Origin of the sequence: Streptococcus sp. Marseille-Q5619 (assembly GCF_946901205.1) — a bacterium.
GTDB lineage: Bacteria > Bacillota > Bacilli > Lactobacillales > Streptococcaceae > Streptococcus.
Genome location: NZ_CAMPPO010000001.1, coordinates 209,175 through 235,391, shown reverse-complemented (window position 1 = coordinate 235,391; position 26,217 = coordinate 209,175). Strand labels below are relative to the sequence as shown.

At 40.1% G+C, this 26,217-nt stretch carries 24 protein-coding genes, 1 tRNA gene, 1 pseudogene and 1 riboswitch; of the genes and pseudogenes, 20 read left to right on the top strand and 6 right to left on the bottom strand.

From position 1 onward, the window contains the following. The 5 genes and pseudogenes from OC530_RS01090 to OC530_RS01070 all read left to right on the top strand — a co-directional run. Positions 1 to 561: pseudogene (locus OC530_RS01090) on the top strand (hypothetical protein); the annotation flags it as partial. Between the two features lie 438 nt (positions 562 to 999). Beyond that, positions 1,000 to 1,416 (top strand): transmembrane domain-containing protein, encoded by a 417-nt coding sequence (locus OC530_RS01085; RefSeq protein WP_262078781.1) that lies wholly within the window; start codon positions 1,000 to 1,002, stop codon positions 1,414 to 1,416. 227 nt (positions 1,417 to 1,643) lie between these two features. Beyond that, positions 1,644 to 2,351, top strand: a complete 708-nt coding sequence (gene ccdA2 / locus OC530_RS01080) for a thiol-disulfide oxidoreductase-associated membrane protein CcdA2 (protein WP_262078775.1) — start codon at positions 1,644 to 1,646, stop codon at positions 2,349 to 2,351. Between the two features lie 11 nt (positions 2,352 to 2,362). Next, positions 2,363 to 2,920 (top strand): thiol-disulfide oxidoreductase-associated lipoprotein SdbB, encoded by a 558-nt coding sequence (gene sdbB, locus OC530_RS01075; protein ID WP_262078773.1) that lies wholly within the window; start codon positions 2,363 to 2,365, stop codon positions 2,918 to 2,920. Positions 2,921 to 3,041: 121 nt separating this feature from the next. After that, positions 3,042 to 4,433, top strand: a complete 1,392-nt coding sequence (locus tag OC530_RS01070) for an amino acid permease (protein WP_262078771.1) — start codon at positions 3,042 to 3,044, stop codon at positions 4,431 to 4,433. 28 nt (positions 4,434 to 4,461) lie between these two features. On the opposite strand, the gene OC530_RS01065 is transcribed toward OC530_RS01070, so the two are convergent. Next, positions 4,462 to 4,665, bottom strand: coding sequence for a hypothetical protein (locus OC530_RS01065; RefSeq protein ID WP_262078769.1), 204 nt, complete (start codon positions 4,663 to 4,665; stop codon positions 4,462 to 4,464). Between the two features lie 153 nt (positions 4,666 to 4,818). Here OC530_RS01065 and adcAII point away from each other — a divergent pair, with 153 nt between their 5' ends. The 3 genes from adcAII (at position 4,819) to OC530_RS01050 (ending at position 12,614) form a co-directional block, all read left to right on the top strand. Beyond that, positions 4,819 to 5,736, top strand: coding sequence for a zinc-binding lipoprotein AdcAII (adcAII, locus tag OC530_RS01060; protein WP_173252964.1), 918 nt, complete (start codon positions 4,819 to 4,821; stop codon positions 5,734 to 5,736). 7 nt (positions 5,737 to 5,743) lie between these two features. Then, the gene (locus OC530_RS01055; protein WP_262078766.1) at positions 5,744 to 8,836 is read left to right on the top strand and encodes a pneumococcal-type histidine triad protein; all 3,093 of its coding nucleotides are present in this window, start codon (positions 5,744 to 5,746) and stop codon (positions 8,834 to 8,836) included. Between the two features lie 211 nt (positions 8,837 to 9,047). After that, positions 9,048 to 12,614 carry a pneumococcal-type histidine triad protein gene (locus tag OC530_RS01050; RefSeq protein WP_262078764.1) on the top strand — a complete coding sequence of 1,189 codons (3,567 nt, stop codon included), beginning with the start codon at positions 9,048 to 9,050 and terminating at the stop codon, positions 12,612 to 12,614. A 38-nt stretch (positions 12,615 to 12,652) separates the two neighbouring features. Here OC530_RS01050 and pepT read toward each other — a convergent pair whose 3' ends face one another. Then, positions 12,653 to 13,876 (bottom strand): peptidase T, encoded by a 1,224-nt coding sequence (gene pepT / locus OC530_RS01045; RefSeq protein ID WP_262078761.1) that lies wholly within the window; start codon positions 13,874 to 13,876, stop codon positions 12,653 to 12,655. Positions 13,877 to 14,029: 153 nt separating this feature from the next. Here pepT and hemH point away from each other — a divergent pair, with 153 nt between their 5' ends. Further along, the gene (gene hemH / locus OC530_RS01040) at positions 14,030 to 15,124 is read left to right on the top strand and encodes a ferrochelatase (RefSeq protein WP_262078759.1); all 1,095 of its coding nucleotides are present in this window, start codon (positions 14,030 to 14,032) and stop codon (positions 15,122 to 15,124) included. Between the two features lie 40 nt (positions 15,125 to 15,164). Here the strand turns inward: hemH and mscL are convergent, their stop codons facing one another. Further along, on the bottom strand, positions 15,165 to 15,542 hold the full coding sequence (mscL, locus tag OC530_RS01035) for a large conductance mechanosensitive channel protein MscL (protein ID WP_000916792.1): 378 nt from the start codon (positions 15,540 to 15,542) through the stop codon (positions 15,165 to 15,167). Positions 15,543 to 15,623: 81 nt separating this feature from the next. Beyond that, the gene (locus tag OC530_RS01030) at positions 15,624 to 16,055 is read right to left on the bottom strand and encodes a GtrA family protein (protein WP_262078757.1); all 432 of its coding nucleotides are present in this window, start codon (positions 16,053 to 16,055) and stop codon (positions 15,624 to 15,626) included. A 28-nt stretch (positions 16,056 to 16,083) separates the two neighbouring features. Next, positions 16,084 to 16,180, top strand: a riboswitch (PreQ1 riboswitch). Between OC530_RS01030 and OC530_RS01025 the strand changes: the two genes are divergently transcribed. From OC530_RS01025 to dapA, 5 genes are all read left to right on the top strand, one after another. After that, positions 16,178 to 16,687, top strand: a complete 510-nt coding sequence (locus OC530_RS01025; RefSeq protein WP_000737071.1) for a QueT transporter family protein — start codon at positions 16,178 to 16,180, stop codon at positions 16,685 to 16,687. (Overlaps the previous riboswitch by 3 nt.) A gap of 99 nt (positions 16,688 to 16,786) precedes the next feature. Further along, positions 16,787 to 16,859 (top strand) — tRNA-Thr (locus OC530_RS01020). A gap of 105 nt (positions 16,860 to 16,964) precedes the next feature. Continuing rightward, positions 16,965 to 17,219, top strand: a complete 255-nt coding sequence (locus tag OC530_RS01015; RefSeq protein ID WP_262078754.1) for a hypothetical protein — start codon at positions 16,965 to 16,967, stop codon at positions 17,217 to 17,219. Positions 17,220 to 17,444: 225 nt separating this feature from the next. After that, entirely contained in the window at positions 17,445 to 18,521 is a 1,077-nt protein-coding gene (locus OC530_RS01010; RefSeq protein ID WP_262078752.1) for an aspartate-semialdehyde dehydrogenase, read from the top strand. A 55-nt stretch (positions 18,522 to 18,576) separates the two neighbouring features. Next, positions 18,577 to 19,512, top strand: a complete 936-nt coding sequence (gene dapA, locus OC530_RS01005) for a 4-hydroxy-tetrahydrodipicolinate synthase (protein WP_000121606.1) — start codon at positions 18,577 to 18,579, stop codon at positions 19,510 to 19,512. A 45-nt stretch (positions 19,513 to 19,557) separates the two neighbouring features. On the opposite strand, the gene mnmE is transcribed toward dapA, so the two are convergent. Continuing rightward, positions 19,558 to 20,931 carry a tRNA uridine-5-carboxymethylaminomethyl(34) synthesis GTPase MnmE gene (gene mnmE / locus OC530_RS01000; protein ID WP_173254359.1) on the bottom strand — a complete coding sequence of 458 codons (1,374 nt, stop codon included), beginning with the start codon at positions 20,929 to 20,931 and terminating at the stop codon, positions 19,558 to 19,560. Between the two features lie 137 nt (positions 20,932 to 21,068). Further along, a complete protein-coding gene (locus OC530_RS00995; protein ID WP_001117395.1) occupies positions 21,069 to 21,251 on the bottom strand; it encodes a 4-oxalocrotonate tautomerase in 183 nt (60 codons plus the stop codon). Between the two features lie 123 nt (positions 21,252 to 21,374). Here OC530_RS00995 and OC530_RS00990 point away from each other — a divergent pair, with 123 nt between their 5' ends. From OC530_RS00990 to glyA, 6 genes are all read left to right on the top strand, one after another. Then, positions 21,375 to 21,965, top strand: a complete 591-nt coding sequence (locus OC530_RS00990; protein ID WP_262078748.1) for a thymidine kinase — start codon at positions 21,375 to 21,377, stop codon at positions 21,963 to 21,965. Next, positions 21,962 to 23,041 (top strand): peptide chain release factor 1, encoded by a 1,080-nt coding sequence (gene prfA, locus OC530_RS00985; RefSeq protein WP_262078746.1) that lies wholly within the window; start codon positions 21,962 to 21,964, stop codon positions 23,039 to 23,041. Before OC530_RS00990 ends, prfA begins: the two co-directional genes overlap by 4 nt. After that, complete coding sequence (gene prmC / locus OC530_RS00980; RefSeq protein WP_050974111.1) at positions 23,041 to 23,877, top strand: peptide chain release factor N(5)-glutamine methyltransferase; 837 nt, start codon at positions 23,041 to 23,043, stop codon at positions 23,875 to 23,877. Before prfA ends, prmC begins: the two co-directional genes overlap by 1 nt. Continuing rightward, positions 23,861 to 24,463 carry an L-threonylcarbamoyladenylate synthase gene (locus OC530_RS00975; protein ID WP_262078743.1) on the top strand — a complete coding sequence of 201 codons (603 nt, stop codon included), beginning with the start codon at positions 23,861 to 23,863 and terminating at the stop codon, positions 24,461 to 24,463. Before prmC ends, OC530_RS00975 begins: the two co-directional genes overlap by 17 nt. Before the next feature lies 1 nt (position 24,464). Continuing rightward, positions 24,465 to 24,896 (top strand): GNAT family N-acetyltransferase, encoded by a 432-nt coding sequence (locus OC530_RS00970; RefSeq protein ID WP_262078741.1) that lies wholly within the window; start codon positions 24,465 to 24,467, stop codon positions 24,894 to 24,896. Positions 24,897 to 24,958: 62 nt separating this feature from the next. Then, the gene (glyA, locus tag OC530_RS00965) at positions 24,959 to 26,215 is read left to right on the top strand and encodes a serine hydroxymethyltransferase (RefSeq protein WP_125456459.1); all 1,257 of its coding nucleotides are present in this window, start codon (positions 24,959 to 24,961) and stop codon (positions 26,213 to 26,215) included. Positions 26,216 to 26,217: the final 2 nt, after the last annotated feature.

Here is a 26,217-nt window from a genome sequence, read left to right as displayed (position 1 = left end):
TATAACGCTACAGACGAGAATAAGAGAGCTTACGACCAAGCAATCACAGCTGCAGAAGGCGTCTTGGCTAAAGCGAATGTAACACAAGATGAAATCAATACAGAAAAAGGCAAAGTTGAAACAGCCCTCCAAGGCTTACAAGGAGCAGAGACTAATAAACAAGCCCTTCAAGATTTAGTAAATGGTGCAGAAGCTAAACGTAAGACGCATGAATACTACAATGCAGAGCAAGGTAAGAAGACAGCGTATGATGAAGCCATTACTAAAGCAGCCGAAGTATTGAAAAAAGCGAATGTAACACAAGATGAAATCAATACAGAAAAAGGCAAAGTAGAAGCAGCGAAGACAGGCTTGGACGGACAAGCAACCAATACTCAAGAGCTTCAAGCACTAGTAGATGAGGCAGCCAACACGGCTCTAAGTTACAAGTATCACAATGCTGACAAAGATAAGAAAGATGCTTTTGATAAAGCTATCGAAAAAGCTAAGGCTGTTTTAGATGATTTATATGCTTCTCAAAAAGCAGTTGATGAAGCTAGGGATAATCTAAAACTAGCTAAAGAATCTTTGAATGGAATTTACATACCACCGTATACTCCACAAGCAGATCAACCTCAACCTTCTACTCCTACTCAGCCAGACCAAGGAGCTACAGAGACTCCAACAGCTCCATCTGAGCCAGCTCCACAACCGTCTCAACCAACTGCTCCGAGTCAACCTGCAAGTCCTGCTCCAGCTCCAAGTTCAGCTCCGACTCAAGCTCCTAGAGTGGCAGCACGTCCTTCAGCTAGCTCAACGAGCACGCAAGCTCCAGCTCAAGAGCAAGTTGACAAGTCTGAACTTCGTGCCTTGACTCAAGAGTTAGACCAACGATTGAAAGCTTTGGCAACAGTATCTGATGCGAAAATCGATGCAGCCAAAACTGTCCTCCTAGATGCTCAAAAAGCTCTGGAAGATAGTGCCTTGACAGAGCAAGGTCTGCGTACTGCAGTAGAGTCTGTGAAGGCTGCCTTGGATTCTCTCAAAGATGTGAAAGCAAATGCTAGCGACAGCAAGCCTGCACAGGACAAGAAGGATGCCAAACAAGGAACGGAAGATAGTAAGGATTCAGATAAGATGACTGAAACAAACTCAGTTCCAGCAGGAGTGATTGTAGTCGGTCTACTTGCTCTTCTAGGTGTGATTGCCTTCTGGTTGGTTCGCCGTAAGAAAGAGTCAGAAATTCAGCAATTAAGCACGGAATTGACAAAAGTTCTTGGACAGCTAGATGCAGAAAAAGCGGATAAAAAAGTCCTTGCTAAAGCCCAAAAACTTCTCCAAGAAACCCTTGATTTCGTGAAAGAAGAAAATGGCTCAGCAGAGACAGAAGCTAAACTAGTAGAGGAGCTTAAAGCAACCCTTGCCAAACTCAAGTAAAACATGATTTATGAAATGTCAAATCTAAAAGACGTTTCCGTTCACAAAAGCAGCGATGAGTAACCCTTGTCGTTGCTTTTTGGCTATTTTGGGGACAAGATCCGCCTTGACTAGCAAAAGAAAAGATTGGTCAATAGTAGCCGATACGATTTTGCGTAGCAGAAAGCATACAAATTAAATTGAATATAGTACAATAGGTTTAAATTCTTAAGAAAGTTGGTTCTTTATTGGAAACGATAGTATTTTCAATCTCCGTTTTTCTAGCAGGGGTCTTGTCCTTCTTTTCTCCTTGTATTTTTCCTCTGTTACCTGTTTATGCTGGGATTTTATTGGATGATCAGGAAAGCGCAAAAAGTTTTTCTTTATTTGGGAGAAAGGTTCTCTGGTCAGGTTTGATTCGAACACTTTGCTTTATCGCAGGTATTTCTCTTATTTTCTTTATTCTAGGCTTTGGTGCTGGTTACTTTGGTCATATTCTCTATGCAAATTGGTTTCGATATGTCATGGGAACCATTATTATCATTTTGGGTCTTCACCAGATGGAAATTTTTCATTTTAAGAAATTAGAGACTCAAAAAAGTTTTACTTTTAAGAAATCAGAAGCCAATCGTTATTGGTCGGCCTTTTTACTCGGTATTACCTTTAGCTTTGGTTGGACGCCTTGTATCGGTCCAGTTTTAAGTTCCGTTTTAGCGCTTGCAGCTTCTGGAGGTAATGGAGCTTGGCAAGGTGCTATCTATACCTTGATTTACACTTTAGGGATGGCCATTCCTTTCTTGATTTTGGCTCTAGCTTCAGGTGTAGTAATGCCTTATTTTAGTAAAATTAAACGTCATATGATGCTACTGAAGAAAATTGGTGGTTTGCTCATTATTTTAATGGGAATTTTGTTACTATTAGGACAAGTAAATGTTCTAGCTGGAATTTTTGAATAAAGGAGAAAATGATGAAAAAAGTAATGTTTGCTGGTTTAAGCCTCTTGTCATTAGTCGTATTGATGGCCTGTGGTGAGGAAGAGACTAAAAAAACTCAAGCCCCACAACAGCCAAAACAACAAACACCTGTACAACAAATCGCTGTTGGAAAAGAGGCTCCAGACTTTACCTTACAATCCATGGATGGCAAAGAAGTTAAGTTATCTGATTTTAAGGGTAAAAAGGTTTACTTGAAGTTTTGGGCTTCATGGTGTGGTCCATGTAAGAAAAGTATGCCTGAGTTGATGGAATTAGCTGCAAAACCAGATCGTGATTTCGAAATTCTTAGTGTCATTGCACCAGGAATTCAAGGTGAAAAAACTGTTGAGCAATTCCCACAATGGTTCCAAGATCAAGGTTATAAGGATATCCCAGTGCTTTATGATACAAAAGCAACCACCTTCCAAGCTTATCAAATTCGAAGCATTCCTACAGAATACCTAATTGACAGTCAAGGAAAGATTGGGAAGATTCAATTTGGTGTTATCAGCAATGCGGATGCAGAAGCAGCCTTTAAAGAAATGAACTAGAATAGATAAAAATCTGATTACAAGATGTAGTCAGATTTTTTTAGAAAAACATTTTATAAATATTCACAAATCTCCTATATTTATGGTAAAATAGAATCATCATTTGATTTTGGAGAAAAAGATGAATATATTTAGAACAAAAAATGTTAGTTTGGATAAAACGGAGATGCACAGGCATTTGAAGTTATGGGATTTGATTTTGCTGGGTATCGGAGCCATGGTAGGGACAGGTGTCTTTACAATAACAGGTACTGCAGCCGCAACTCTAGCGGGTCCAGCCCTAGTGATTTCAATCGTTATTTCTGCCTTGTGTGTGGGATTATCAGCCCTCTTTTTTGCAGAATTTGCTTCACGAGTACCTGCTACAGGTGGTGCCTACAGTTATCTCTATGCTATTTTAGGAGAATTTCCAGCTTGGTTGGCTGGCTGGTTAACCATGATGGAATTCATGACAGCTATATCTGGTGTGGCTTCGGGTTGGGCAGCTTATTTTAAAGGGTTGCTCTCTCAATATGGGATAGCCCTTCCTCAGGCTTTAAATGGTACCTTTAATCCTCAAGCAGGGACATTTGTTGATTTATTGCCTATTCTTGTCTTGGTTCTGGTGACTTCGCTTGTTTTACTCAATGCCAAGGCAGCCTTACGCTTTAATTCGATTCTAGTCATTTTGAAATTTTCCGCTTTAGCTCTCTTTATTTTGGTGGGAATTTGGCATATCAAGCTTGATAATTGGAGCAATTTTGCTCCTTACGGTTTTGGACAAATCTATGGTGCTAGTACTGGTATTATGGCTGGTGCGTCCTTGATGTTCTTTGGATTTTTGGGCTTCGAATCCATCTCTATGGCCGTAGATGAGGTCAAGACTCCTCAAAAAAATATTCCTAGAGGGATTGTCTTATCGCTTTCTATCGTAACCATTCTTTATGCCTTGGTGACGCTTGTCTTGACTGGTGTGGTTCACTATAGTCATTTAAATGTCGACGATGCCGTTGCCTTTGCTCTTCGTAGCATTGGGATTAGTTGGGCAGCCAACTATGTGTCATTGGTGGCTATCTTGACCTTGATTACAGTTTGTATTTCGATGACCTATGCCCTATCGCGTATGATTTACAGTTTAGCGCGCGATGGCTTAATGCCTGCTGCCTTTAAAGAACTAACGAAGACAAGTAAGGTACCAAAAAATGCTACTATCTTGACAGGTCTAGCTTCAGCAGTAGCAGCAGGAATGTTCCCACTAGCTAGTATTGCAGCCTTCTTAAATATTTGTACCTTAGCCTACTTGATCATGCTGGCTTATGGTTTGATTCGCTTACGGAGAGAAAAGGGAATGCCAAAAGCTGGAGAATTTAAAACACCCTTGGTACCTCTGTTACCAATTTTATCGATCATCATTTGTTTGTCCTTCATGTTGCAGTATAATATGGAAACTTGGATTGCTTTCTTGATTGCTTTGTTGATAGGAAGTTTTATTTACTTCACTTATGGCTATAAGCATTCTACCATAGAAGAATAATACTCTTCGAAAATCTCTTCAAACCACGTCAGCTTCGCCTTGCCGTATGTATGTGACTGACTTCGTCAGTCTTATCTACAACCTCAAAACAGTGTTTTGAGCTGACTTCGTCAGTTTCATCTACAACCTCAAAAACATGTTTTGAGCTGACTTCGTCAGTTTCATCTACAACCCCAAAACAGTGTTTTGAGCAACCTGCGGCTAGCTTCCTAATTTGTTCTTTGATTTTCATTGAGTATATAAAGTGAGAATCTGTTGAGTTGTTGACACTCAGCAGATTTTTATATGTGAAAGAAATTTCAAATTTTTTCTAAAAATATCTTGACAGATTAAATTTTTAGGAGTAGAATGTTTACTAGTTAATTAAATGGTTAAGGAGTTGTTCATGAAGAAACAAAATTTATTTTTAGTCTTGTTAAGTGTTTTTCTTTTATTGCTAGGAGCCTGTAGTCAGAAGGAAAGCCAGACAGGAAAGGGGATGAAAATTGTGACCAGTTTTTATCCTATCTACGCTATGGTTAAGGAAGTATCTGGTGACTTGAATGATGTTCGGATGATTCAGTCAAGTAGTGGGATTCACTCCTTTGAACCTTCAGCGAATGACATCGCAGCCATCTATGACGCGGATGTCTTTGTTTACCATTCGCATACGCTAGAATCTTGGGCAGGAAGTTTAGATCCCAATCTAAAAAAATCTAAAGTGAAGGTTTTAGAGGCTTCTGAGGGAATGACCTTGGAACGTGTCCCTGGACTAGAGGAAGTGGAAGCAGGGGATGGAGTTGATGAAAAAACGCTCTATGACCCTCACACTTGGCTAGATCCTGAAAAAGCTGGTGAAGAAGCTCAGATTATCGCTGATAAACTTTCAGAGGTAGATAGTGAGCATAAAGAGACTTATCAAAAAAATGCGCAAGCCTTTATCAAAAAAGCTCAAGAACTAACTAAGAAATTCCAGCCTAAATTTGAAAAAGCGACTCAGAAAACATTTGTAACACAACATACAGCCTTTTCTTATCTAGCGAAGAGATTTGGACTCAATCAACTCGGTATTGCAGGTATCTCTCCTGAACAAGAACCAAGTCCACGACAACTAACAGAAATTCAGGAATTTGTTAAGACCTATAAGGTTAAAACGATTTTTACAGAAAGTAATGCTTCTTCAAAAGTAGCTGAAACTCTTGTCAAATCAACAGGTGTGGGTCTTAAAACTCTGAATCCTTTAGAGGCAGACCCACAAAATGACAAGACTTATTTAGAAAATCTTGAAGAAAATATAAGTGTTTTAGCAGAAGAATTAAAGTGAGGAAAGAATGAAAATCAATAAAAAATATGTAGCAGGTTCAGTGGCAGTTCTTGCCCTAAGTGTTTGTTCCTATGAACTTGGTCGTTACCAAGCTGGTCAGGCTAAGAAAGAGTCTAATCGAGTTGCTTATATAGATGGTGATCAGGCTGGTCAAAAGGCAGAGAACTTGACACCAGATGAAGTCAGTAAAAGAGAGGGAATCAACGCCGAACAAATTGTTATCAAGATCACTGATCAAGGTTATGTAACCTCTCATGGAGACCATTATCATTACTATAATGGCAAGGTTCCTTATGATGCTATCATCAGTGAAGAACTGCTGATGAAAGATCCGAATTATCAGTTGAAGGATGCAGACATTGTCAATGAAATCAAGGGTGGCTATGTGATTAAGGTAGACGGGAAATACTATGTTTACCTCAAGGATGCTGCTCACGCGGATAATATTCGGACAAAAGAAGAGATTAAACGTCAGAAGCAGGAACACAGTCATAATCATAATGCAAGCACAGATAATGCTGTTGCTGCAGCCAGAGCCCAAGGACGCTATACAACGGATGATGGTTATATCTTTAATGCCTCTGATATTATAGAAGATACGGGTGATGCTTATATTGTCCCTCACGGCAATCACTTCCACTATATTCCTAAGAGTGATTTGTCTGCCAGTGAATTAGCTGCCGCTCAAGCCTTCTTATCTGGAAAAGGTGGCCAATTAAGTACGGTTGAATATCGTTCTAGCAGGGGAGAAACAAGATCTAGTGTGAGAACGAGTCAATCTGGAACTCCTCAAAATCCTGCAACAGATTCTGAAAGTCAAAGTGAGGATTTAGCTAGTCTCCTTCAAGAATTGTACGCTTTGCCACTTAGCCAACGTCATGTGGAGTCTGATGGATTAGTATTTGACCCAGCACAGATTATAAAACGTACAGCAAATGGTGTGGCAGTTCCTCACGGGGATCATTTCCATTTCATCCCTTATTCGCAAATGTCTGCCTTGGAAGAAAAATTGGCTCGAAATCTACCAATTGGAGGTCAGCCAGTTCAAAAGCATTCTGATAATACGAAACCAAGCAGTACAGATAAACTAAGTTCAACCATTAAACCAAACTTTAATCTCAATACGCAAGCACCGAATCGAGCAACTGGAGGCGCCTATACAACGGATGATGGGTATGTCTTTAGTCCGACAGATGTGATTGAAGATACAGGAGACGCTTTTATTGTACCGCATGGCAATCATTTCCACTATATACCAAAAGGCGCTTTGTCTGCAGGAGAATTGGCTGCAGCCCAAGCCTATTGGAATGGGAAGCAAGGGTCTCGTCCTTCTTCAAGTTTTAGTCATAATGCAAATCCAGCTCAACCAAGCTTGTCAGAGAACCACAATCTAACTGTCACTCCAACTTATCATCAAAATCAAGAGGAAGATATTTCAAGCCTTTTACGTGAATTGTATGCCAAACCTTTGTCAGAACGACATGTGGAATCGGATGGCTTGGTATTCGACCCAGCACAAATAACAGATCGTACAGCAAATGGTGTTGCTGTGCCTCACGGAAATCATTATCACTTTATCCCTTATTCACAAATGTCTGATTTAGAGCAGAAGATTGCAAGAATGATTCTGTTAAAAGGGCAAAATGGTGCAGTCGTGCCAGGAATGCATTATTTGAAACCAGCACCAAAACCGCAAGCTCAACCGTCAACTGAGAAAAAACAAACTAATTTTGCAGTAGAACAGGTTGTTAGAAAAGTTGGAAAAGGATATGTTGTGGAAATTGCTGGTGTCAGTCACTATGTTTTTGCTAAAGACTTGGCTAAGGATAAGATTGATGCTATTGAAAATCTCTTGTCTAAGAAAACTCAAGAGACACATGCTCTAGTTGCGAAGAAAGAAAACGTCTCTTCTCGTGACAAAGAATTTTATGATAAAGCTTATAATCTGTTAACCCAGGCTCATAAAGCCTTGTCTGAAAATAAGGGGCGTGCTGTTGATTTTCAAGCCTTAGACAAATTAGCAGAACGCTTGAATAATGAATCTTCTAATAATAAAGTAAAATTGGTAGATGATTTATTGGCATTTCTAGCACCGATTACCCACCCAGAACGCCTTGGCAAACCAAATGCTCAAATTGCCTATACAAACGATGAAATTAAATTAGCGAAATTAGCAGGTAAATATACAACCTCAGATGGCTACATTTTTGACGAACATGATATTGAAAGTGATGCAGGAAATGCCTACGTCACTCCACACTTGAACCATAGCCACTGGATTAAAAAAGACAGCTTATCTGAAGCTGAAAGGGCAGCAGCTCAGGCTTATGCTAAAGAAAAAGGCTTACAAGCTCCAAATTCTACTGAAGCAAAACCAGAGGCAACAGGGACAGAAGCTATCTATAACCGCGTAACAGCTGAGAACAAGGTACCATTAGAAAAAATACCAAATCATTTACAGTATACTGTAGCTGTACAGAATGGTTACTTTATAATTCCTCACTTTGATCACTATCATAATCTTAAGTTTGCATGGTTTGACGAAGGACTCTATAAGGCACCTGAGGGTTATACCTTAGAAGATTTATTTGCGACTGTAAAATACTACGTTGAACATCCGGACCAACGTCCTCATTCAGATAATGGTTGGGGTAATGCTAGCGACCATGTTCGTAAAAATAAGGCAGACCAAGACGGTAAACCTGATGAAAATAAGGAACATGATGAAGTAAGTGAGCCAACTCGCTCTGAATCTGATGAAAAAGAGAATCACGCTGGTTTAAATCCTTCAGCAGATAATCTTTATAGACCGAGCACTGATGAAGACGAGACAGAGGAAGAAGCTGAAGATACTACAGAAGAGCCAGAAGTCCATCAAGTAGAGACTGCAAAAGTAGAAGCTAAACTCAAAGAAGTAGAAGCTCTACTTGATACAGTAACGGATGCTAGTCTGAAAGCTACTGCGACTGAAACCCTGGCTAGTTTACGAGGTAACTTGAGCCTGCAAACCATGGATAATAATGACATCATGACAGAGGCAGAAAAATTACTTGCTTTGTTAAAAGGTAGTGAGTCAATTGAGACGAAGCCAGAAGCATAAGTTTATCCTATTAAATCGATATAATGTAAGAGTCAGTAGTAATACTGGCTTTTATTTTTTTAAATGATATAAAAATCTTGACAGATAAGTTTAAAAAAGGTAAACTATTTACTGGTTAATTAAATGGTTAAATAACCAGTTTAGAAAAAATTGTTTAACCGAGAAAAAGAAGTTAAGAAAAAGCTTCATCATTTATTGAAATGAGGGATTTATGAAATTCAGTAAAAAGTATATAGCAGCTGGATCAGCTGTTATCGTATCCTTGAGTCTATGTGCATATGCACTAAACCAGCATCGTTCGCAGGAAAATAAGGACAATAATCGTGTTTCTTATGTGGATGGTAGCCAGTCAAGTCAGAAAACTGAAAACCTGACACCAGACCAGGTTAGCCAGAAAGAAGGAATTCAGGCTGAGCAAATTGTCATCAAAATTACAGATCAGGGCTATGTGACGTCACACGGTGACCACTATCACTACTATAATGGGAAAGTTCCTTATGATGCCCTCTTTAGTGAAGAACTCTTGATGAAGGATCCAAACTATCAACTTAAAGATGCCGATATTGTCAATGAGGTCAAGGGTGGTTATATCATCAAGGTCGATGGAAAATATTATGTCTACCTGAAAGATGCAGCTCATGCTGATAATGTTCGAACTAAGGATGAAATCAATCGTCAAAAACAAGAACACGTCAAAGATAATGATAAGGTCAGCTCTGATGTTGCTGTAGCAAGGTCTCAGGGACGTTATACGACAGATGATGGTTATGTCTTTAATCCAGCTGATATTATCGAAGATACGGGTGATGCTTATATCGTTCCCCACGGAGGTCACTATCACTACATTCCAAAAAGTGATTTATCTGCTAGTGAATTAGCAGCAGCAAAAGCTCATCTGGCTGGGAAAAATACGCAACCAAGTCAGCTAAGCTATTCTTCAACAGCTAGTGACAATAACACGCAATCTGTAGCACAAGGCTCAACTAGCAAGCCAGCAAATAAAGCTGAAAATCTCCAAAGTCTATTGAAAGAACTCTATGATTTACCTAGCGACCAACGTTACAGTGAATCAGATGGCTTGGTCTTTGACCCTGCTAAGATTATCAGTCGTACGGCAAATGGAGTTGCGATTCCACATGGCGACCATTACCACTTTATTCCTTACAGCAAGCTTTCTGCTTTAGAAGAAAAGATTGCCAGAATGGTGCCTATCGGTGGAACTGGTTCTACGGTCTCTACAAATGAAAAACCTCATGAAGTAGCGTCTAGTATAGGAAGTCTTTCAAGTAGTCCATCTACTTTGAATAGTGCCTCATTACTTACAAATAAGCCTATCTCTTCAACATCTGATGGCTATATTTTTAATCCAAAAGATATTGTTGAGGAAACAGCAACAGCTTATATCGTCAGACATGGTGATCATTTCCATTACATTCCTAAGTTGAATCAAATTGGACAACCGACTCTTCCAAGTAATAGTCTAACAACACCTTCGCCATCTCTTCCAATCAATCCAGGAACTTCACATGAGGAACATGAAGAAGATGGTCACGGCTTTGATGCTAATCGTATTATTGCGGAAGATTCGGCAGGCTTTGTCATGACTCATGGTAACCACAATCATTACTTCTTCAAGAAAGATTTGACAGCAGAACAAATTAAGGCAGCGCAAGACCACTTGAAAGGGGCAAATACAGCTACATCAAATCCAGCTCATGATGACGATCACGATAGCGATGAGCATGACCACCATCATGGTGAAGATCACGATCACGGTTTTGATGCCGATCGTGTCATTAGTGAAGATGATCAAGGTTTTGTCATGAGTCATGGTGACCACAATCATTACTTCTTCAAAAAGGATTTGACAGCTGAACAAATTAAGGCAGCTCAGGATCATTTGAAAACACATCATGATGCAGAGCCTGTAAAACCTCTTGCTAAAACGGTAGAGTCTTTCTCAAGAGATGCTAGTGATGAAGAAAAGATTGCTTACATTTCTAAGACCTATGGGGTTCCACTTGAAGCTATTAGAATTTCAAACGGATTCTTTGTCTTTGGAAATCCAGACCAAGCCTACGATCCAACTCATATCCACCCATATGCTGTTCGTAAGGAACACGTTCGACTTCCACTCCAGACTGGCAATCCAGAGCTTGATTTCCTAAATGAACTTTATACGACTGCCTTACGTGATGGTGTGTCTCCTTATAGTTTGCAGGTAGAAAATGGTAGTTTTGTGATCCCTCATGGAGACCACAATCACTACATCAAGGTGCAAACTAAGGGATATGAAGTGGCTTTGAAAAACAAGATTCCAGCCCTACAATCCAACTACCAACCTGGAGCTTTTGATGAGAAGGCAGTCTTGGAAAAAGTAGATCAACTTCTAGCTGACAGCAGAAGTATCTACAAAGACAAGCCTATCGAACAAAGACAGATTGAGTTAGCCTTAGGTCAGTTTACTGAAAATATGAAGAAACTAGCAACTAACTCTACAGCAGGTTATCTTGCGACACTAGATCTCTTTGATAAGCAATATATCCATATTGATGAAAGTGTCAAACCTGTTGAAACAAGTGCTTTAGATAAGAAATATCAATCCTTGATTGATAAAATCAATACCTTGGATACAGACACTTATGGACTTCCTAAGAAAGACCTTCTCGTTCGACTCCAAGAAGCTAAATTGGCTAAAGATGAGGCTGGTTTAGCAGCGGTTGAATCACAACTTCAAGCTCTTCAAGACTTTAATGACCGTACTGGTGATACAACAGTGGAATACATCAAGTACTTCTATGAGCATGTAACTGATGGTCGTTTAAGTGATGAGCTTCGTAATAAAGTAGCTAATTTGACTTTTACTTTATATCAATCCCAATCCTTCCGTAAGGCTGTGGACTTGAATAAACTGTTCCCAAGCATTTATCAAACAAAACAAGAAGTAGAAGAGGCTTTGAAAAATCAGCCGGCTTCTACAAAAGTAAATGAAACAGTTTTAGATAAAGAAACAGTTGATAACCAATCTGCTAAGCAAGCGATTTATGAATTTTTGAAAGATCTTTATCCTGATCTTAAAAAAGAAGAGCATGTCAATCATGTTAGCAAGGAAGAAGTAGAAAGTCTTTTGAGCAAGGCAAATCAACTCTTGGAACAACTCCAAGAAGAAGGAATCAGACAATCCTTGGCAGAAGAAGTAGAAAATCTCAAAGCTGCCACAAACAAGGCTGATGCAGACTTGGATGAAGTAAACAGTCAGGTAAAAGATGTCTTGACTCGTATCGCTAGCGCCCTTCAACAAGAAAAGGAAAATGCTGAACAAGATCCTCAGACACTTGTACTCTATCAAAAACTCTACAATATTCTCATATCGCTTCACTCTTATTTAGAAAGTAATAATGGTTCTGATGAGGACTTTGATAAGGTGGATGCATTACTAGATCAACTTTCTGCTAAGAGTAAAGACAAAGCAGCTTTACTTGAATTGACAAAAGCTATTCTGATCTTGAATCAAGAAATCCAGTCAAAAGCTAGCGCAAGTGAAGAAGAAAGTCCAGCAAGAAATGCTGAAGCAAACGGTGCTAACACCAGTGCTGAGAACCAACCAAACGCAAGTACAGCAACCGAAGCACCAGTAGCATCTGAATCTAACAGTGATACCGCAAGCGACGAAAGCAAACCAAGCAATACAAGAGATTCTAAACCTGTTGAATCAACTTCAGAAAAGGAAACAGCAGAATCTACAACAAGTGCTGGAAATCAAGAAAAACCAGCATAATAAAAAGAAAGGCGAAGTAGCTGAGCTACCTCGTCTTTTTAGTCTTTATAAGCTACGATACCAATGATGGTATCAACTGCACGTTCCATAGTCTGAAGGCTAACGTATTCAAAACGTCCGTGCATATTCTCGCCACCAGCAAAGATATTAGGGGTTGGGATTCCCATAAAGGAAATCTTAGAGCCGTCTGTTCCACCCCTGATTGGTTCGATAATAGGAGTGATACCTAGATCTTCCATAACGGCTTTAGCAATGGTAATTGGAGTCATATCTTTTTCAATGACTTCTTTCATATTGTAGTACTGGTCTGTCAAGTTTAGGGTGACACGGTCGCTACCAAGTTCTTGATTCATCTTATCGGCGATTGACTGCATAGCTACTTTACGCGCTTCAAAGGCATCTTTTTCAAAATCACGAATGATGTAGCTTGCACGCGCCTCCTCGACACTACCTGTCACATCCATAAGATGATAGAAACCTTGGTAACCTTCTGTTAACTCAGGTCTGTCCTTTTCTGGAAGTTGATTATGAAAATCAATTGCTAATTGCAGAGCATTTACCATCTGTCCCTTTGCAGTACCAGGGTGGACATTGCGTCCTTGGAAATGCAATTCAGCACCCGCTGCTGAAAAGGTCTCGTACTGAAGCTCACCTAGTGGGCCACCATCAACTGTGTAAGCAAAATCAACATCAAAATCTTCTGCATCAAATTGATTAGCACCAACACCGATTTCCTCATCTGGACCAAAACCAACACGAATCTCACAGTGTTTGATTTCAGGGTGAGCAGTTAGATATTCAATAGATGTCATAATTTCAGCAATGCCTGACTTGTCATCAGCTCCTAGCAAGGTTGTTCCATCTGTTGTGATGAGTGTTTGTCCTGGATATTTTTCAAGACTCTTGAAGTCAGCTGGATCCAGTTTAAAACCAGAATTTCCAAGTTCAATCACACCACCATCGTAGTTTTCAATTACCTGGGGACTGACTCCTTCGGCATTAAAATCAGCAGTATCCATGTGGGAGATGAAGCCAATTTTACGTGTTAAAGATGGATCATTGGCTGGCAAGGTACCAATCGCAAAACCATTTGGAAGGTAGTAGACGTTTTGCAGTCCAACACGTTTCATTTCAGGGATAAGAACATTTGTAGCAAAATCTACCTGACTCTGTGTACTTGGAGTAGTAGTAGAGTGTTCATCAGAGCGCGTGTTGACCTTAACGTAGGTCAAGAAGCGGTCCAAGAGATTTGGATAAGTCATAAAAAACTCCTTTTGAATTCATTTTTTCCATTGTATCATAGAAAGAAGAGAAAAACAAAAGACAGAAGTTAGGGCAATCTGCTATGTTAGCGTTTACTTATCAGTGGATTCATGATAAAATAAACTTGATAAAAATATCACAAGGAAGCGATTATGAAAAAAGCAATTTTAATGATGACCTTCGGTTCACCGGAAGAGATTACCTTTGAAGGTGTAGCTGATTTTTTCACAAATATTCGTCGTGGAGTGAGACCCCAAGACCACGAGATTCAGACTCTCTATGATAATTATGTACGAATTGGAGGCACGCCTCTGCAAAAAATTACCCGTGAAGAGGTTGCCTTGGTAGAAGCTAGGCTAGGAAATGAATATAGTGTCTATTTTGCCAATAAGTTTTCCAGCCCTTTTATTCCAGATGTGATTGGTCAGATGGAAGCAGACGGCATTGAGCAGTGTATTTGCTTGATTTTGGAGCCTCATTATTCTTTTTACTCTGTCATGGGTTATGAGAAATTTTTAGAAAGCAAGCAAATTCAATTTTTGGTCATTAAGGACTGGTATCAAGAAGAAGCACTGTTAAACTATTGGGCAGATGAAATTGGTAAAATTTTAAAAGAAGAAGTAAAGCAGGATAGCTTTAAAGTCATCTTTTCAGCTCACAGTGTGCCCATTTTTGCCTTGGACTTTGGTGATCCTTATATCGACCAAATTTTTGAAAATAGCAAGTTAGTCGCTGAAAAACTAGGTTTGAGTTCCGAGCAATATACAAATACCTGGCAAAGTGAGAGTGATATTGGGATTCCATGGATTAAGCCAGATGTATTAGAATATCTCAGAGAACAGACAGAACATCCAGACCATTATATTTTTGTTCCTATCAGCTTCATTAGCGAGCATATTGAAGTCTTGTTTGATAATGATGTGGAATGTTATGACTTGTGTCAGGAATTGGGTGTGAACTACCATCGTCCACTAATGCCAAATACGGATTCTCGCTTAATTGATGCCTTGGTCAATACAGTTAGAGCCAATGAACATCAAGAGTTTAAGGAATTTCTCCCAGAAGAAGAGACCTTTGATGAGTTAGTTCCTTCAGACGAGACGAAAAACATTTTGGCTGAATCTGAAGATTTACAAATGCCAGAATTTGTGAAAAAACTGATTGAGAAAAAAGGTCGGGAGAATGTCAAGATGCCTTATCTTATCAAGAAGATGCTAGAAAAAGCAGGCAAGTTACCCAAAGAGTAAAGAAAAAGGATTTAGCTTTGCGCTAGATCCTTTTAAACGATTATTTTTTCTCAAGGAGAGCTTTGATTTCTTGAAGTACTTCCAATTCGGTTGGTTTTTTTTCGTCAGTTTTTTCTTCCTTTATGCCAGTCAGTTTCTGTGCTTTTTCAATACCCTTGATAATAAAGAAGAGGGCGGTACCGACAAAGATAAAATTGATAATAGCACTTAAAAAGTTACCATAGCCGACTCCATGCCAAGACAGTTGAGCGATACGTTCGACTTTAGCAGCTTTCAAAGCGGGATTTAAAATAAGAGGAGTGATAATGTCATTTACAAGCGAAGTGACGATAGCACCAAAAGCAGAGGCAATGACAACACCGACAGCAAGGTCAATAACATTTCCTCTAAGCAAGAATGATTTTAGATTTTTTAACATACTGTTTTCCTTTCAACGTTTCGTGTTTCATTGTATCCTAAATCATTATAGAAGGCAATTAAAAGGCTCATAAATGGAATATTATTTTCTAAAAATATAGACCTTGCTCAAGATATAATTGATGATAATAATGAGTATTTGTGCAATAATCGTTTCAATTGCATTTACTTTATCAAGATTTTCATTTACGAATTGCCCTATGATATGAGGGAATTGAGTCACAAACAGAAAAGTAAAGAGCAAATCTAATAGAAAAGTAGAAAGGCGGGCAAGAAAAAATTTCACTAAACGGATAAGTCTATTTTTCTTTTTTTGCTTAAATACAATCGTATCATTTGTGATAAAGGCAAATAGGATACCAATACTATTTGCTAGGGCGGTAGCAAGGAGTTCCTGATGACTTAGTTGATAAATGACTAGTCGTGAGAGAATCGAAACTAGAGTTGTTGCAAGGCCAAAAAAGAGATAGGCTAAGATTTCATTGTTAAAAAAATTTTGAATAGGTTTTTTCATGCTTTAAGTATAGCATAAAGCAGGCTATTGTGCTATACTAGTAAGGTTGAATAAAGCAACCCTTGGTGCTTAGCTTCTTTCACCAAGCATATTACACGCGGATAACCGCTAAAGGAGAAAAGATGAAAAAATTAACTATTCGTGATGTTGCAGATATTGCAATCGTCGCTGCTATCTATGTCGTTTTGACTGTCACACCGCCTCTAAATGCCATTAGCTATGGTGCTTATCAGTTCCGTATTTCAGAAATGATGAACTTTATGGCTTTTTACAATCCCAAGTACATCATCGGAGTTACTATCGGTTGTATGATTGCTAATTTCTTTAGCTTCGGACTCCTAGATGTCTTTGTTGGTGGTGGATCAACCTTGGTATTCCTCAGTTTAGGTGTTTGGCTTTTTGCAAAATACAGCAAGGATTACCTCTTTAACGGATTGATTCGAAAAGATCATTTCTTCTTTTCAATCCTCTTTTCAATTTCCATGTTTACTATCGCTGCAGAGTTAAATATTGTAGCAGAATTACCATTCTTCCTTACTTGGTTTACAACAGGGATTGGTGAATTTGCCTCATTGATTATTGGAGCGATTATTATCGGTAAAATTGGTCGTCGAATCGATTTAAGCAAATAGAACAGGACAAGCTAGGTAGCTCTTACCAGGCTTTTTCTTATGGAAAATGTCTAAGGAAACTTGACAAGATTTTCTAACTATAGTATACTTTTTAAGTAAGCTGATTTAGCTCAGTTGGCAGAGCGCATCCATGGTAAGGATGAGGTCGCCGGTTCAATCCCGGCAATTAGCATGATATAGACAGCAAAACCCTTTATTTACAAGGGTTTTTGTTATGTATGCCCCAAATTTTTCAAAGATATTTCTTATGCACCTATGTAAATAAAACTCATACTCAATGAAAATCAAAGAGCAAACTAGGAAGCTAGCCGCAGGTTGCTCAAAGCACTGTTTTGAGGTTGTAGATAAGACTGACGAAGTCAGCTCAAAACATGTTTTTGAGGTTGTAGATGAAACTGACGAAGTCAGTAACCATACATACGGTAAGACGACGCTGACGAAGTTTGAAGAGATTTTTGAAGAGTATAAAGCGTTTCGTCTGTTGACAAAAGTCATTCTCTTTAGTAGAATAGAAGATGCGATGAGTCGATAGGTAGTCTTCGGACTACTATTGAGCATAAGGAGGTCATAACGCAGGAGCGGACCTTGATGAGTTGTGTGAACCTGCTCATCACATGAAGATGCCTCTTAGTCCTTGGTCTAGCGACTGGGGATTTTTATTTTTCAAAAAATGATGAAAAAGCTTTGCAATTCATGGAAAAAGTAGTATAATACTTCTATTATAGAAATTTTTAGAAAATTCCGAAAGAGGTTATTTATGGGATATACAGTTGCTGTAGTCGGCGCGACAGGTGCTGTCGGTGCTCAGATGATAAAAATGTTGGAAGAATCAACACTTCCAATCGATAAAATTCGTTTACTTGCTTCTTCACGTTCAGCAGGCAAGACTTTAAAATTTAAAGACCAAGATATTACGATTGAAGAAACGACTGAAACAGCTTTTGAAGGAGTTGATATTGCTCTCTTTTCAGCAGGTGGTTCTACATCAGCTAAGTATGCACCATACGCAGTTAAAGCTGGAGCGGTAGTAGTAGATAATACATCTTACTTCCGTCAAAATCCAGATGTTCCTTTGGTTGTTCCAGAGGTCAATGCTCATGCACTTGATGCCCACAACGGGATTATTGCTTGCCCTAACTGTTCAACAATCCAAATGATGGTAGCTCTTGAGCCAGTTCGCCAAAAATGGGGCTTGGACCGTATCATTGTTTCAACTTACCAAGCCGTTTCAGGTGCTGGTATGGGAGCAATTCTTGAGACACAACGTGAACTTCGTGAGGTCTTGAATGATGGTGTAACCCCACGTGATTTGCATGCCGAAATCTTGCCTTCAGGTGGTGACAAGAAACATTATCCTATCGCCTTCAATGCTCTTCCACAAATCGATGTCTTCACTGACAATGATTACACATATGAAGAGATGAAGATGACCAAGGAAACTAAGAAAATCATGGAAGATGATAGCATTGCAGTATCTGCAACATGTGTGCGTATTCCAGTCTTGTCAGCTCACTCTGAGTCTGTTTATATCGAAACAAAAGAAGTGGCTCCAATAGAAGAAGTAAAAGCAGCTATCGCAGCCTTCCCGGGTGCTGTTCTTGAAGATGATGTAGCTCATCAAATCTATCCTCAAGCTATCAATGCAGTTGGTTCGCGTGATACCTTTGTTGGTCGTATTCGTAAAGACTTGGATGCTGAAAAAGGAATCCATATGTGGGTTGTTTCAGATAACCTTCTCAAAGGTGCTGCTTGGAACTCAGTTCAGATTGCTGAAACTCTTCATGAACGTGGATTGGTTCGTCCAACAGCCGAATTGAAATTTGAATTAAAATAGTCATATCGTTTAGGAGTTCAGATGAACTCCTTCTTTGAAATAGAGAGGTGTTTTCATGTCTTATCAAGATTTAAAAGAGTGTAAAATCATCACAGCTTTTATTACCCCCTTCCATGAGGATGGTTCCATCAATTTTGATGCCATTCCAGCCTTGATTGAGCATTTGTTAGCGCATCATACAGACGGAATTCTTCTAGCTGGAACGACTGCTGAGAGTCCAACTTTGACCCACGATGAGGAGTTGGAACTCTTTGCGGCTGTACAAAAGATTGTCAATGGACGTGTACCTTTGATTGCGGGTGTAGGTACCAATGATACGCGAGACTCGATCGAGTTTGTCAAAGAAGTAGCGGAATTTGGCGGTTTTGCTGCTGGGCTTGCTATTGTTCCTTACTACAACAAACCTTCTCAAGAAGGAATGTATCAGCATTTTAAAGCCATTGCAGATGCTTCGGACCTACCAATTATTATCTATAACATTCCAGGGCGTGTAGTTGTCGAATTGACTCCAGAAACCATGCTTCGTTTGGCTGACCATCCAAATATTATTGGTGTCAAAGAATGTACTAGCTTGGCCAATATGGCTTACTTAATTGAGCACAAGCCTGAAGAATTCTTGATTTATACAGGTGAGGATGGAGATGCTTTCCATGCCATGAACCTTGGGGCGGATGGGGTTATTTCTGTTGCCTCTCATACAAATGGGGATGAAATGCATGAGATGTTTACGGCCATTGCAGAAAGCGATATGAAGAAAGCAGCGGCTATTCAACGTAAATTCATTCCTAAGGTCAATGCCCTCTTCTCTTATCCAAGTCCTGCTCCTGTTAAGGCAGTTCTGAACTATATGGGATTTGAAGCTGGACCAACTCGTCTACCTCTTGTTCCAGCACCAGAAGAAGATGCTAAACGCATTATCAAGGTTGTCGTAGATGGTGACTACGAAGCGACCAAGGCAACTGTAACAGGTGTCTTAAGACCAGATTACTAATAAGACAATAAAATCCATGACCGCAATAACGAGCATGGATTTTTCTTATTTTCCTAAACAGAATTGGCTAAAAAGTTGGGTAATGAGTTCATCTGGAGCAGCATCTCCAGTGATTTCTCCGAGGATTTCCCAAGTACGAGTCAAATCAACTTGAAGCAAGTCAACTGGCATCCCCAGTTCAAGACCTTCATTAACAGCCTGCAAACTTTCAATAGCCTTCTCAATCAAGGAAATATGACGGGCGTTGGACAAGTAGGTTGCATCTTGCTCGACTAGACCAGCATTTTCAAAGAAGAGGTCATTAATGCGTTCTTCAATCTTATCAATGTTTTGGTTTTTAAGGACTGAAATACGAATAACGTCTTCAGGTAGTTCCGATGTTTCAATCGCTTCAGGCAAGTCGGTTTTATTAAGAAGAATAATACGGTTTGTATCTTGGCTAATCCCAAGAAGTTGTCGGTCTTGGGCAGTTAAGGGCTCGCTAGCGTTTAGTACTAGCAGAACCAAGTCAGCTTCCTTGAGGGCTTTTTTCGAACGCTCAACACCTATTTGTTCCACGATGTCATCCGTTTCACGGATACCAGCTGTATCAATCAATTTGAGAGGAACACCGTTGATGTTGACGTATTCTTCGATGACATCACGGGTTGTACCAGCAATATCTGTGACGATTGCCTTGTCTTCACGCAAGAGGTTGTTGAGAAGGCTTGATTTCCCAACGTTGGGGCGTCCGATGATAGCTGTTGAAATTCCTTCGCGAAGGATTTTACCACGACGGGCTGTCCTAAGGAGATTAGTTAGCAATTGCTCAAACTCCATAGTCTTCTCACGGACCACAGCAGTAGTCGCTTCTTCAACATCGTCATACTCAGGATAGTCGATATTAACCTCGACTTGGGCAAGTGTGTTAAGGATTTCTTGACGGGTATTGTTAATGAGGTCAGAAAGGGAACCGTCTAATTGCTTAACTGCAATGTTCATGGCCTTGTCAGTCTTTGCACGGATGATGTCCATCACTGCCTCAGCCTGTGTCAAATCTACGCGACCGTTTAAAAAGGCACGTTTGGTAAATTCACCAGGTTCTGCCAACCGAGCTCCTTCACGGATCGCTAGTTGGAGAATTTCATTGGTTACCGCAATCCCACCGTGGGTGTTAATCTCGATAATATCCTCACGAGTGAAGGTTTTTGGAGATTTCATGGCTCCCACCATGACCTCGTCCATGACTTTACCAGTTAGAGGGTCAACGATGTGACCGTAGTTGAGAGTGTGGCTAACAACCTGTCTCAAGTCTTTTCCTTTAAAAATCTTTTGCGCAATAGCAAAACTTTCTGTTCCGCTCAGGCGGACAATACCAATAGCCCCTTCACCTAGTGGAGTAGAGATGGCAGCGATGGTATCAAATTCACGTGTAATCATAATGTTTCCTTTAATAAATAGCTCTTTTCTTGGAAATTTTTCCAAGTCTCTTTTCAAATTGTAACAAATTTGAACTATTTCTTCAATGGATGCTACTTGGAGATTGAAAAAGCCTAAGCAATTCTGCTTAAGCTAGCTTATTTGGTGCGCATTTCCCCTTGTGGGAAGTAAGTTCCTTCTGGCATGTCGTTGATGATGACATGGACAGCAGATTGAGGTGCTCCAGTGTTGCGAACAACAGCTTCTGTTATTTCCTTAGCAAGAGCTTTCTTTTGCTCGAGCGTGCGTCCTTCAAATAAATCGATGCGTACAAATGGCATAATAGCTTCCTCCACTAGTTTTTGATTTCTTCTATTTTACCACATTTTGCCGTTTAAAGCTTAAGAAAATTATGATATACTAGAATGTAGCAAAAATTTAGAAATGGACGTGAAGCAAGAAACATGGCACAGTTGTATTATCGTTATGGGACCATGAACTCTGGTAAGACGATTGAGATTCTCAAGGTGGCCTATAACTATGAGGAGCAAGGAAAAGGTGTTGTGATTATGACCTCGGCTCTGGATACGCGTGACGGTGTTGGCTATGTATCGAGTCGAATTGGCATGAAACGCCCTGCCATTGCGATTGAGGAGTCAACGGATATCTTCGGCTATATCCGAGATTTACCTGAGAAACCATACTGTGTTTTGGTCGATGAAGCCCAGTTTCTCAAACGTCATCATGTTTACGATCTAGCTCGTGTTGTGGACGAGTTAGATATACCCGTCATGGCTTTTGGTTTGAAAAATGACTTTCGCAATGAACTGTTCGAAGGTTCCAAGTATCTCTTGCTCTTAGCAGACAAGATTGATGAGATTAAGACCATTTGCCAGTATTGTAAGAAAAAGGCGACCATGGTTTTGCGAACACAGGATGGACTGCCCGTTTACGATGGAGAACAGATCCAGATTGGTGGTAATGAAACCTATATCTCAGTTTGCCGTAAACATTATTTTGCGCCTGAAATCAATAAGGAGAATAAAGAAAAATGAACATCTATGATCAACTACAAGCTGTAGAAGACCGTTATGAAGAATTAGGAGAATTGCTGAGTGACCCAGATGTGGTTTCGGACACCAAGCGTTTCATGGATCTTTCCAAAGAAGAGGCTTCAAGCCGTGATACAGTAACAGCTTACCGTGAGTACAAACAAGTCCTTCAAAACATCGTTGATGCCGAAGAGATGATTAAGGAATCAGGCGGAGATGCGGACTTGGAAGAAATGGCTAAGCAAGAGCTCAAAGATGCCAAGGCTGAAAAAGAAGCATACGAAGAAAAACTCAAAATTTTGCTCCTTCCAAAGGATCCAAACGATGACAAGAACATCATCCTTGAAATCCGTGGAGCAGCTGGTGGAGATGAAGCAGCACTTTTCGCTGGGGATTTGCTAACCATGTACCAAAAGTATGCGGAAGCTCAGGGATGGCGCTTTGAAGTTATGGAAGCTTCTATGAATGGTGTCGGTGGTTTTAAAGAAGTGGTTGCTATGGTTTCAGGTCAGTCTGTATACTCTAAGCTTAAGTACGAATCAGGTGCTCACCGTGTGCAACGTGTCCCTGTGACAGAAAGTCAAGGCCGTGTTCATACTTCGACAGCGACAGTTCTTGTTATGCCAGAAGTTGAAGAGGTTGAATACGACATTGATCCAAAAGACCTTCGTGTCGACATCTATCACGCCTCTGGTGCTGGTGGACAGAACGTCAATAAGGTTGCGACTGCCGTTCGTATCGTTCACTTGCCAACCAATATCAAGGTTGAGATGCAGGAAGAACGTACCCAGCAGAAGAACCGTGAGAAGGCCATGAAAATCATCCGTGCGCGTGTTGCTGACCACTTTGCACAAATTGCTCAGGATGAACAAGACGCTGAGCGTAAATCAACAATCGGTACTGGTGACCGCTCAGAACGTATTCGTACTTATAACTTCCCACAAAACCGTGTCACAGACCACCGTATTGGCTTGACTCTCCAAAAACTAGATACCATTCTGTCTGGTAAATTGGATGAAGTTGTGGATGCCTTGGTGCTCTATGACCAAACGCAAAAACTAGAAGAATTAAACAAATAATGAAATTAGCTCAATTATTTTCAGATTTTGAAGAAGAGTTGATAAGACAAGGAGAGGAAGCTGAAAGCCTCTCTTTTGTCTATCGTAGCCTGAAAAATCTCTCTTTTACAGACTTTGTTTTTGCCCTCCAGCAGGAAGTGACGGAAGGGGAAGAAGTATTTGTAAAAGGAATTTTCCAACAGTTAGCAGCTCATAAACCAGCACAGTATATCATCGGACAGGCAGATTTTTATGGAATGCAGTTAAAAGTTGATGAGCGGGTTTTGATTCCCCGTCCAGAGACAGAGGAATTAGTCGAGCTTATCCTGGCTGAAAATTCTGAAGAAAATCTTAAGGTCCTAGATATTGGGACAGGTAGTGGAGCTATTGCTCTCGCTCTAGCAAAAAACAGACCAGATTGGTCAGTGACAGCAGCAGATATTTCCCAAGATGCTTTAGATGTAGCTAGCGAAAATGCTAAAAATCAAAATCTTCAAATATTTTTAAAAAAATCTGACTGTTTTACAGAAATTTCTGAAAAATATGATATAATTGTTTCCAATCCACCCTATATCTCTCGTGAAGATGCGTCAGAGGTCGGCTTGAATGTTTTGCATTCGGAGCCTCATCTAGCTCTCTTTGCAGACGAGGATGGCCTAGCTATCTACCGTAGAATTGCGGAAGATGCAAAAGACTATCTCAAAGATGGTGGTAAGATTTACCTTGAAATTGGATACAAGCAAGGTCAAAGTGTTCCTGAACTTTTTAGGAAGCATCTTCCTGAAAAAAGAGTACGAACACTCAAGGACCAATTTGGTCAAGATAGGATGGTCGTGGTTGATGATGGACAGGATTAGACAAGAGTTGGAAAATGGTGGAGCTGTCGTTCTACCTACAGAGACGGTTTACGGTCTTTTTGCCAAGGCGCTAGATGAAAAAGCAGTTGACCATGTTTACCAGCTCAAACATCGTCCTAGAGACAAGGCGCTCAATCTCAATATCGCCTCTCTAGAGGACATCTTGTATTTTTCAAAGAATCAGCCAACTTATCTTCAAAAACTTGTAGAGACCTTTTTACCAGGTCCCTTGACCATTATACTCGAAGCCAATGACCGAGTTCCCTATTGGGTTAATTCTGGCCTTGAAACGGTGGGATTTCGGATGCCGAGTCATCCTATTACCCTTGATTTGATTCGAGAGACAGGTCCCTTGATTGGGCCGTCTGCCAATATTTCAGGTCAGGCAAGTGGAGTGACCTTTAATCAAATTCTAGAGGATTTTGACCAAGAGGTTCTGGGGCTGGAAGACGATGCTTTTCTAACTGGACAGGATTCAACTATTTTGGACTTTTCTGGAGACAAGGTGAAAATCTTACGCCAAGGGGCCATTGAGCGAGATGATATTCTTGCTCAGTTGCCAGAGATTTCTTTTGAGGAGGAATGAGATGTTAAGAGATTTAAGAGAAACAGATGTGAAAGCTATTTGTGACATCAACCAAGAAGCTTTGGGCTATTCTTTTAGTCCAGAGGAGACAGCTAGTCAACTAACTAGATTATCTCAAGATCAACATCATTTCCTACTTGGCTATGAGGATGTAGCCAGTCATGTCTTACTTGGATATGTCCACGCTGAGGTCTATGAATCACTTTATTCTAAAGCAGGATTTAATATTTTAGCCTTAGCAGTTTTATCTCAAGAGCAAGGTCAAGGTATCGGTAAAAGCTTACTGCAAGGGTTGGAGCAAGAAGCAAAAAGACGCGGCTATGGGTTTATCCGCTTAAACTCTGCCGAACATCGTCTGGGTGCTCATGCATTTTATGAAAAAGTTGGTTATACTTGTGATAAAATGCAGAAACGGTTTATTCGCATCTTTTAGTTTGATTTTCTAATAAGAAAATTAAACTAATGGACTAGTCACACAATAAAAGGAGAAGACCTATGATTTTTGACAAAGATGATTTTAAAGCATATGATGCTGATCTCTGGAATGCTATTGCCAAAGAAGAAGAACGACAACAAAACAACATTGAGTTGATTGCTTCGGAAAACGTAGTTTCCAAGGCTGTTATGGCAGCTCAAGGGTCTATCTTGACGAATAAATACGCCGAAGGTTACCCAGGACGCCGTTATTATGGTGGAACAGATGTAGTAGACGTGGTAGAATCTCTAGCCATTGAACGTGCAAAAGAAATTTTCGGTGCAAAATTTGCCAATGTCCAACCACACTCAGGAAGCCAAGCCAACTGTGCAGCTTACATGGCCTTGATTGAGCCAGGTGATACGGTGATGGGGATGGATTTGGCAGCAGGTGGACACTTGACCCACGGAGCTCCAGTTAGCTTCTCAGGTCAAACCTACAACTTTGTTTCTTATAGTGTAGATCCTGAAACGGAACTCTTGGATTTTGATGCTATCTTGAAACAAGCCCAAGAAGTAAAACCAAAATTGATCGTAGCAGGTGCTTCAGCCTATTCTCAAATTATCGACTTTTCAAAATTCCGTGAAATTGCAGATGCCGTTGGTGCTAAGCTCATGGTTGATATGGCCCATATAGCTGGTTTGGTTGCGGCTGGTCTTCACCCAAGTCCAGTGCCATACGCTCATATCACTACAACAACGACCCACAAAACCCTTCGTGGACCACGTGGTGGTTTGATTTTGACCAATGATGAAGACTTAGCTAAGAAAATCAATTCAGCTATTTTCCCTGGTATTCAGGGTGGTCCTTTGGAGCACGTTGTGGCGGCTAAAGCTGTTTCCTTCAAAGAAGTTTTGGATCCAGCCTTCAAGGAATATGCTGCTAATGTTATCAAGAACAGCAAGGCTATGGCAGATGTCTTCTTGCAAGACCCTGATTTCCGTATTATTTCTGGCGGGACTGAAAACCATCTCTTCCTAGTGGATGTGACTAAGGTTGTAGAAAACGGAAAAGTTGCTCAAAACTTGCTGGATGAAGTCAATATTACCCTAAATAAAAACTCAATTCCTTACGAAACCTTGTCACCATTCAAGACAAGTGGGATTCGTATCGGATCTGCAGCCATTACTGCGCGTGGATTTGGTGAAGAAGAAAGTCGCAAAGTGGCTGAACTCATCATTAAAACTCTCAAGAATGCAGAAAATGAAGCTGTCTTAGAAGAAGTGAGAAGTGAAGTCAAATCATTGACAGATGCCTTCCCATTATACGAGGACTAAAA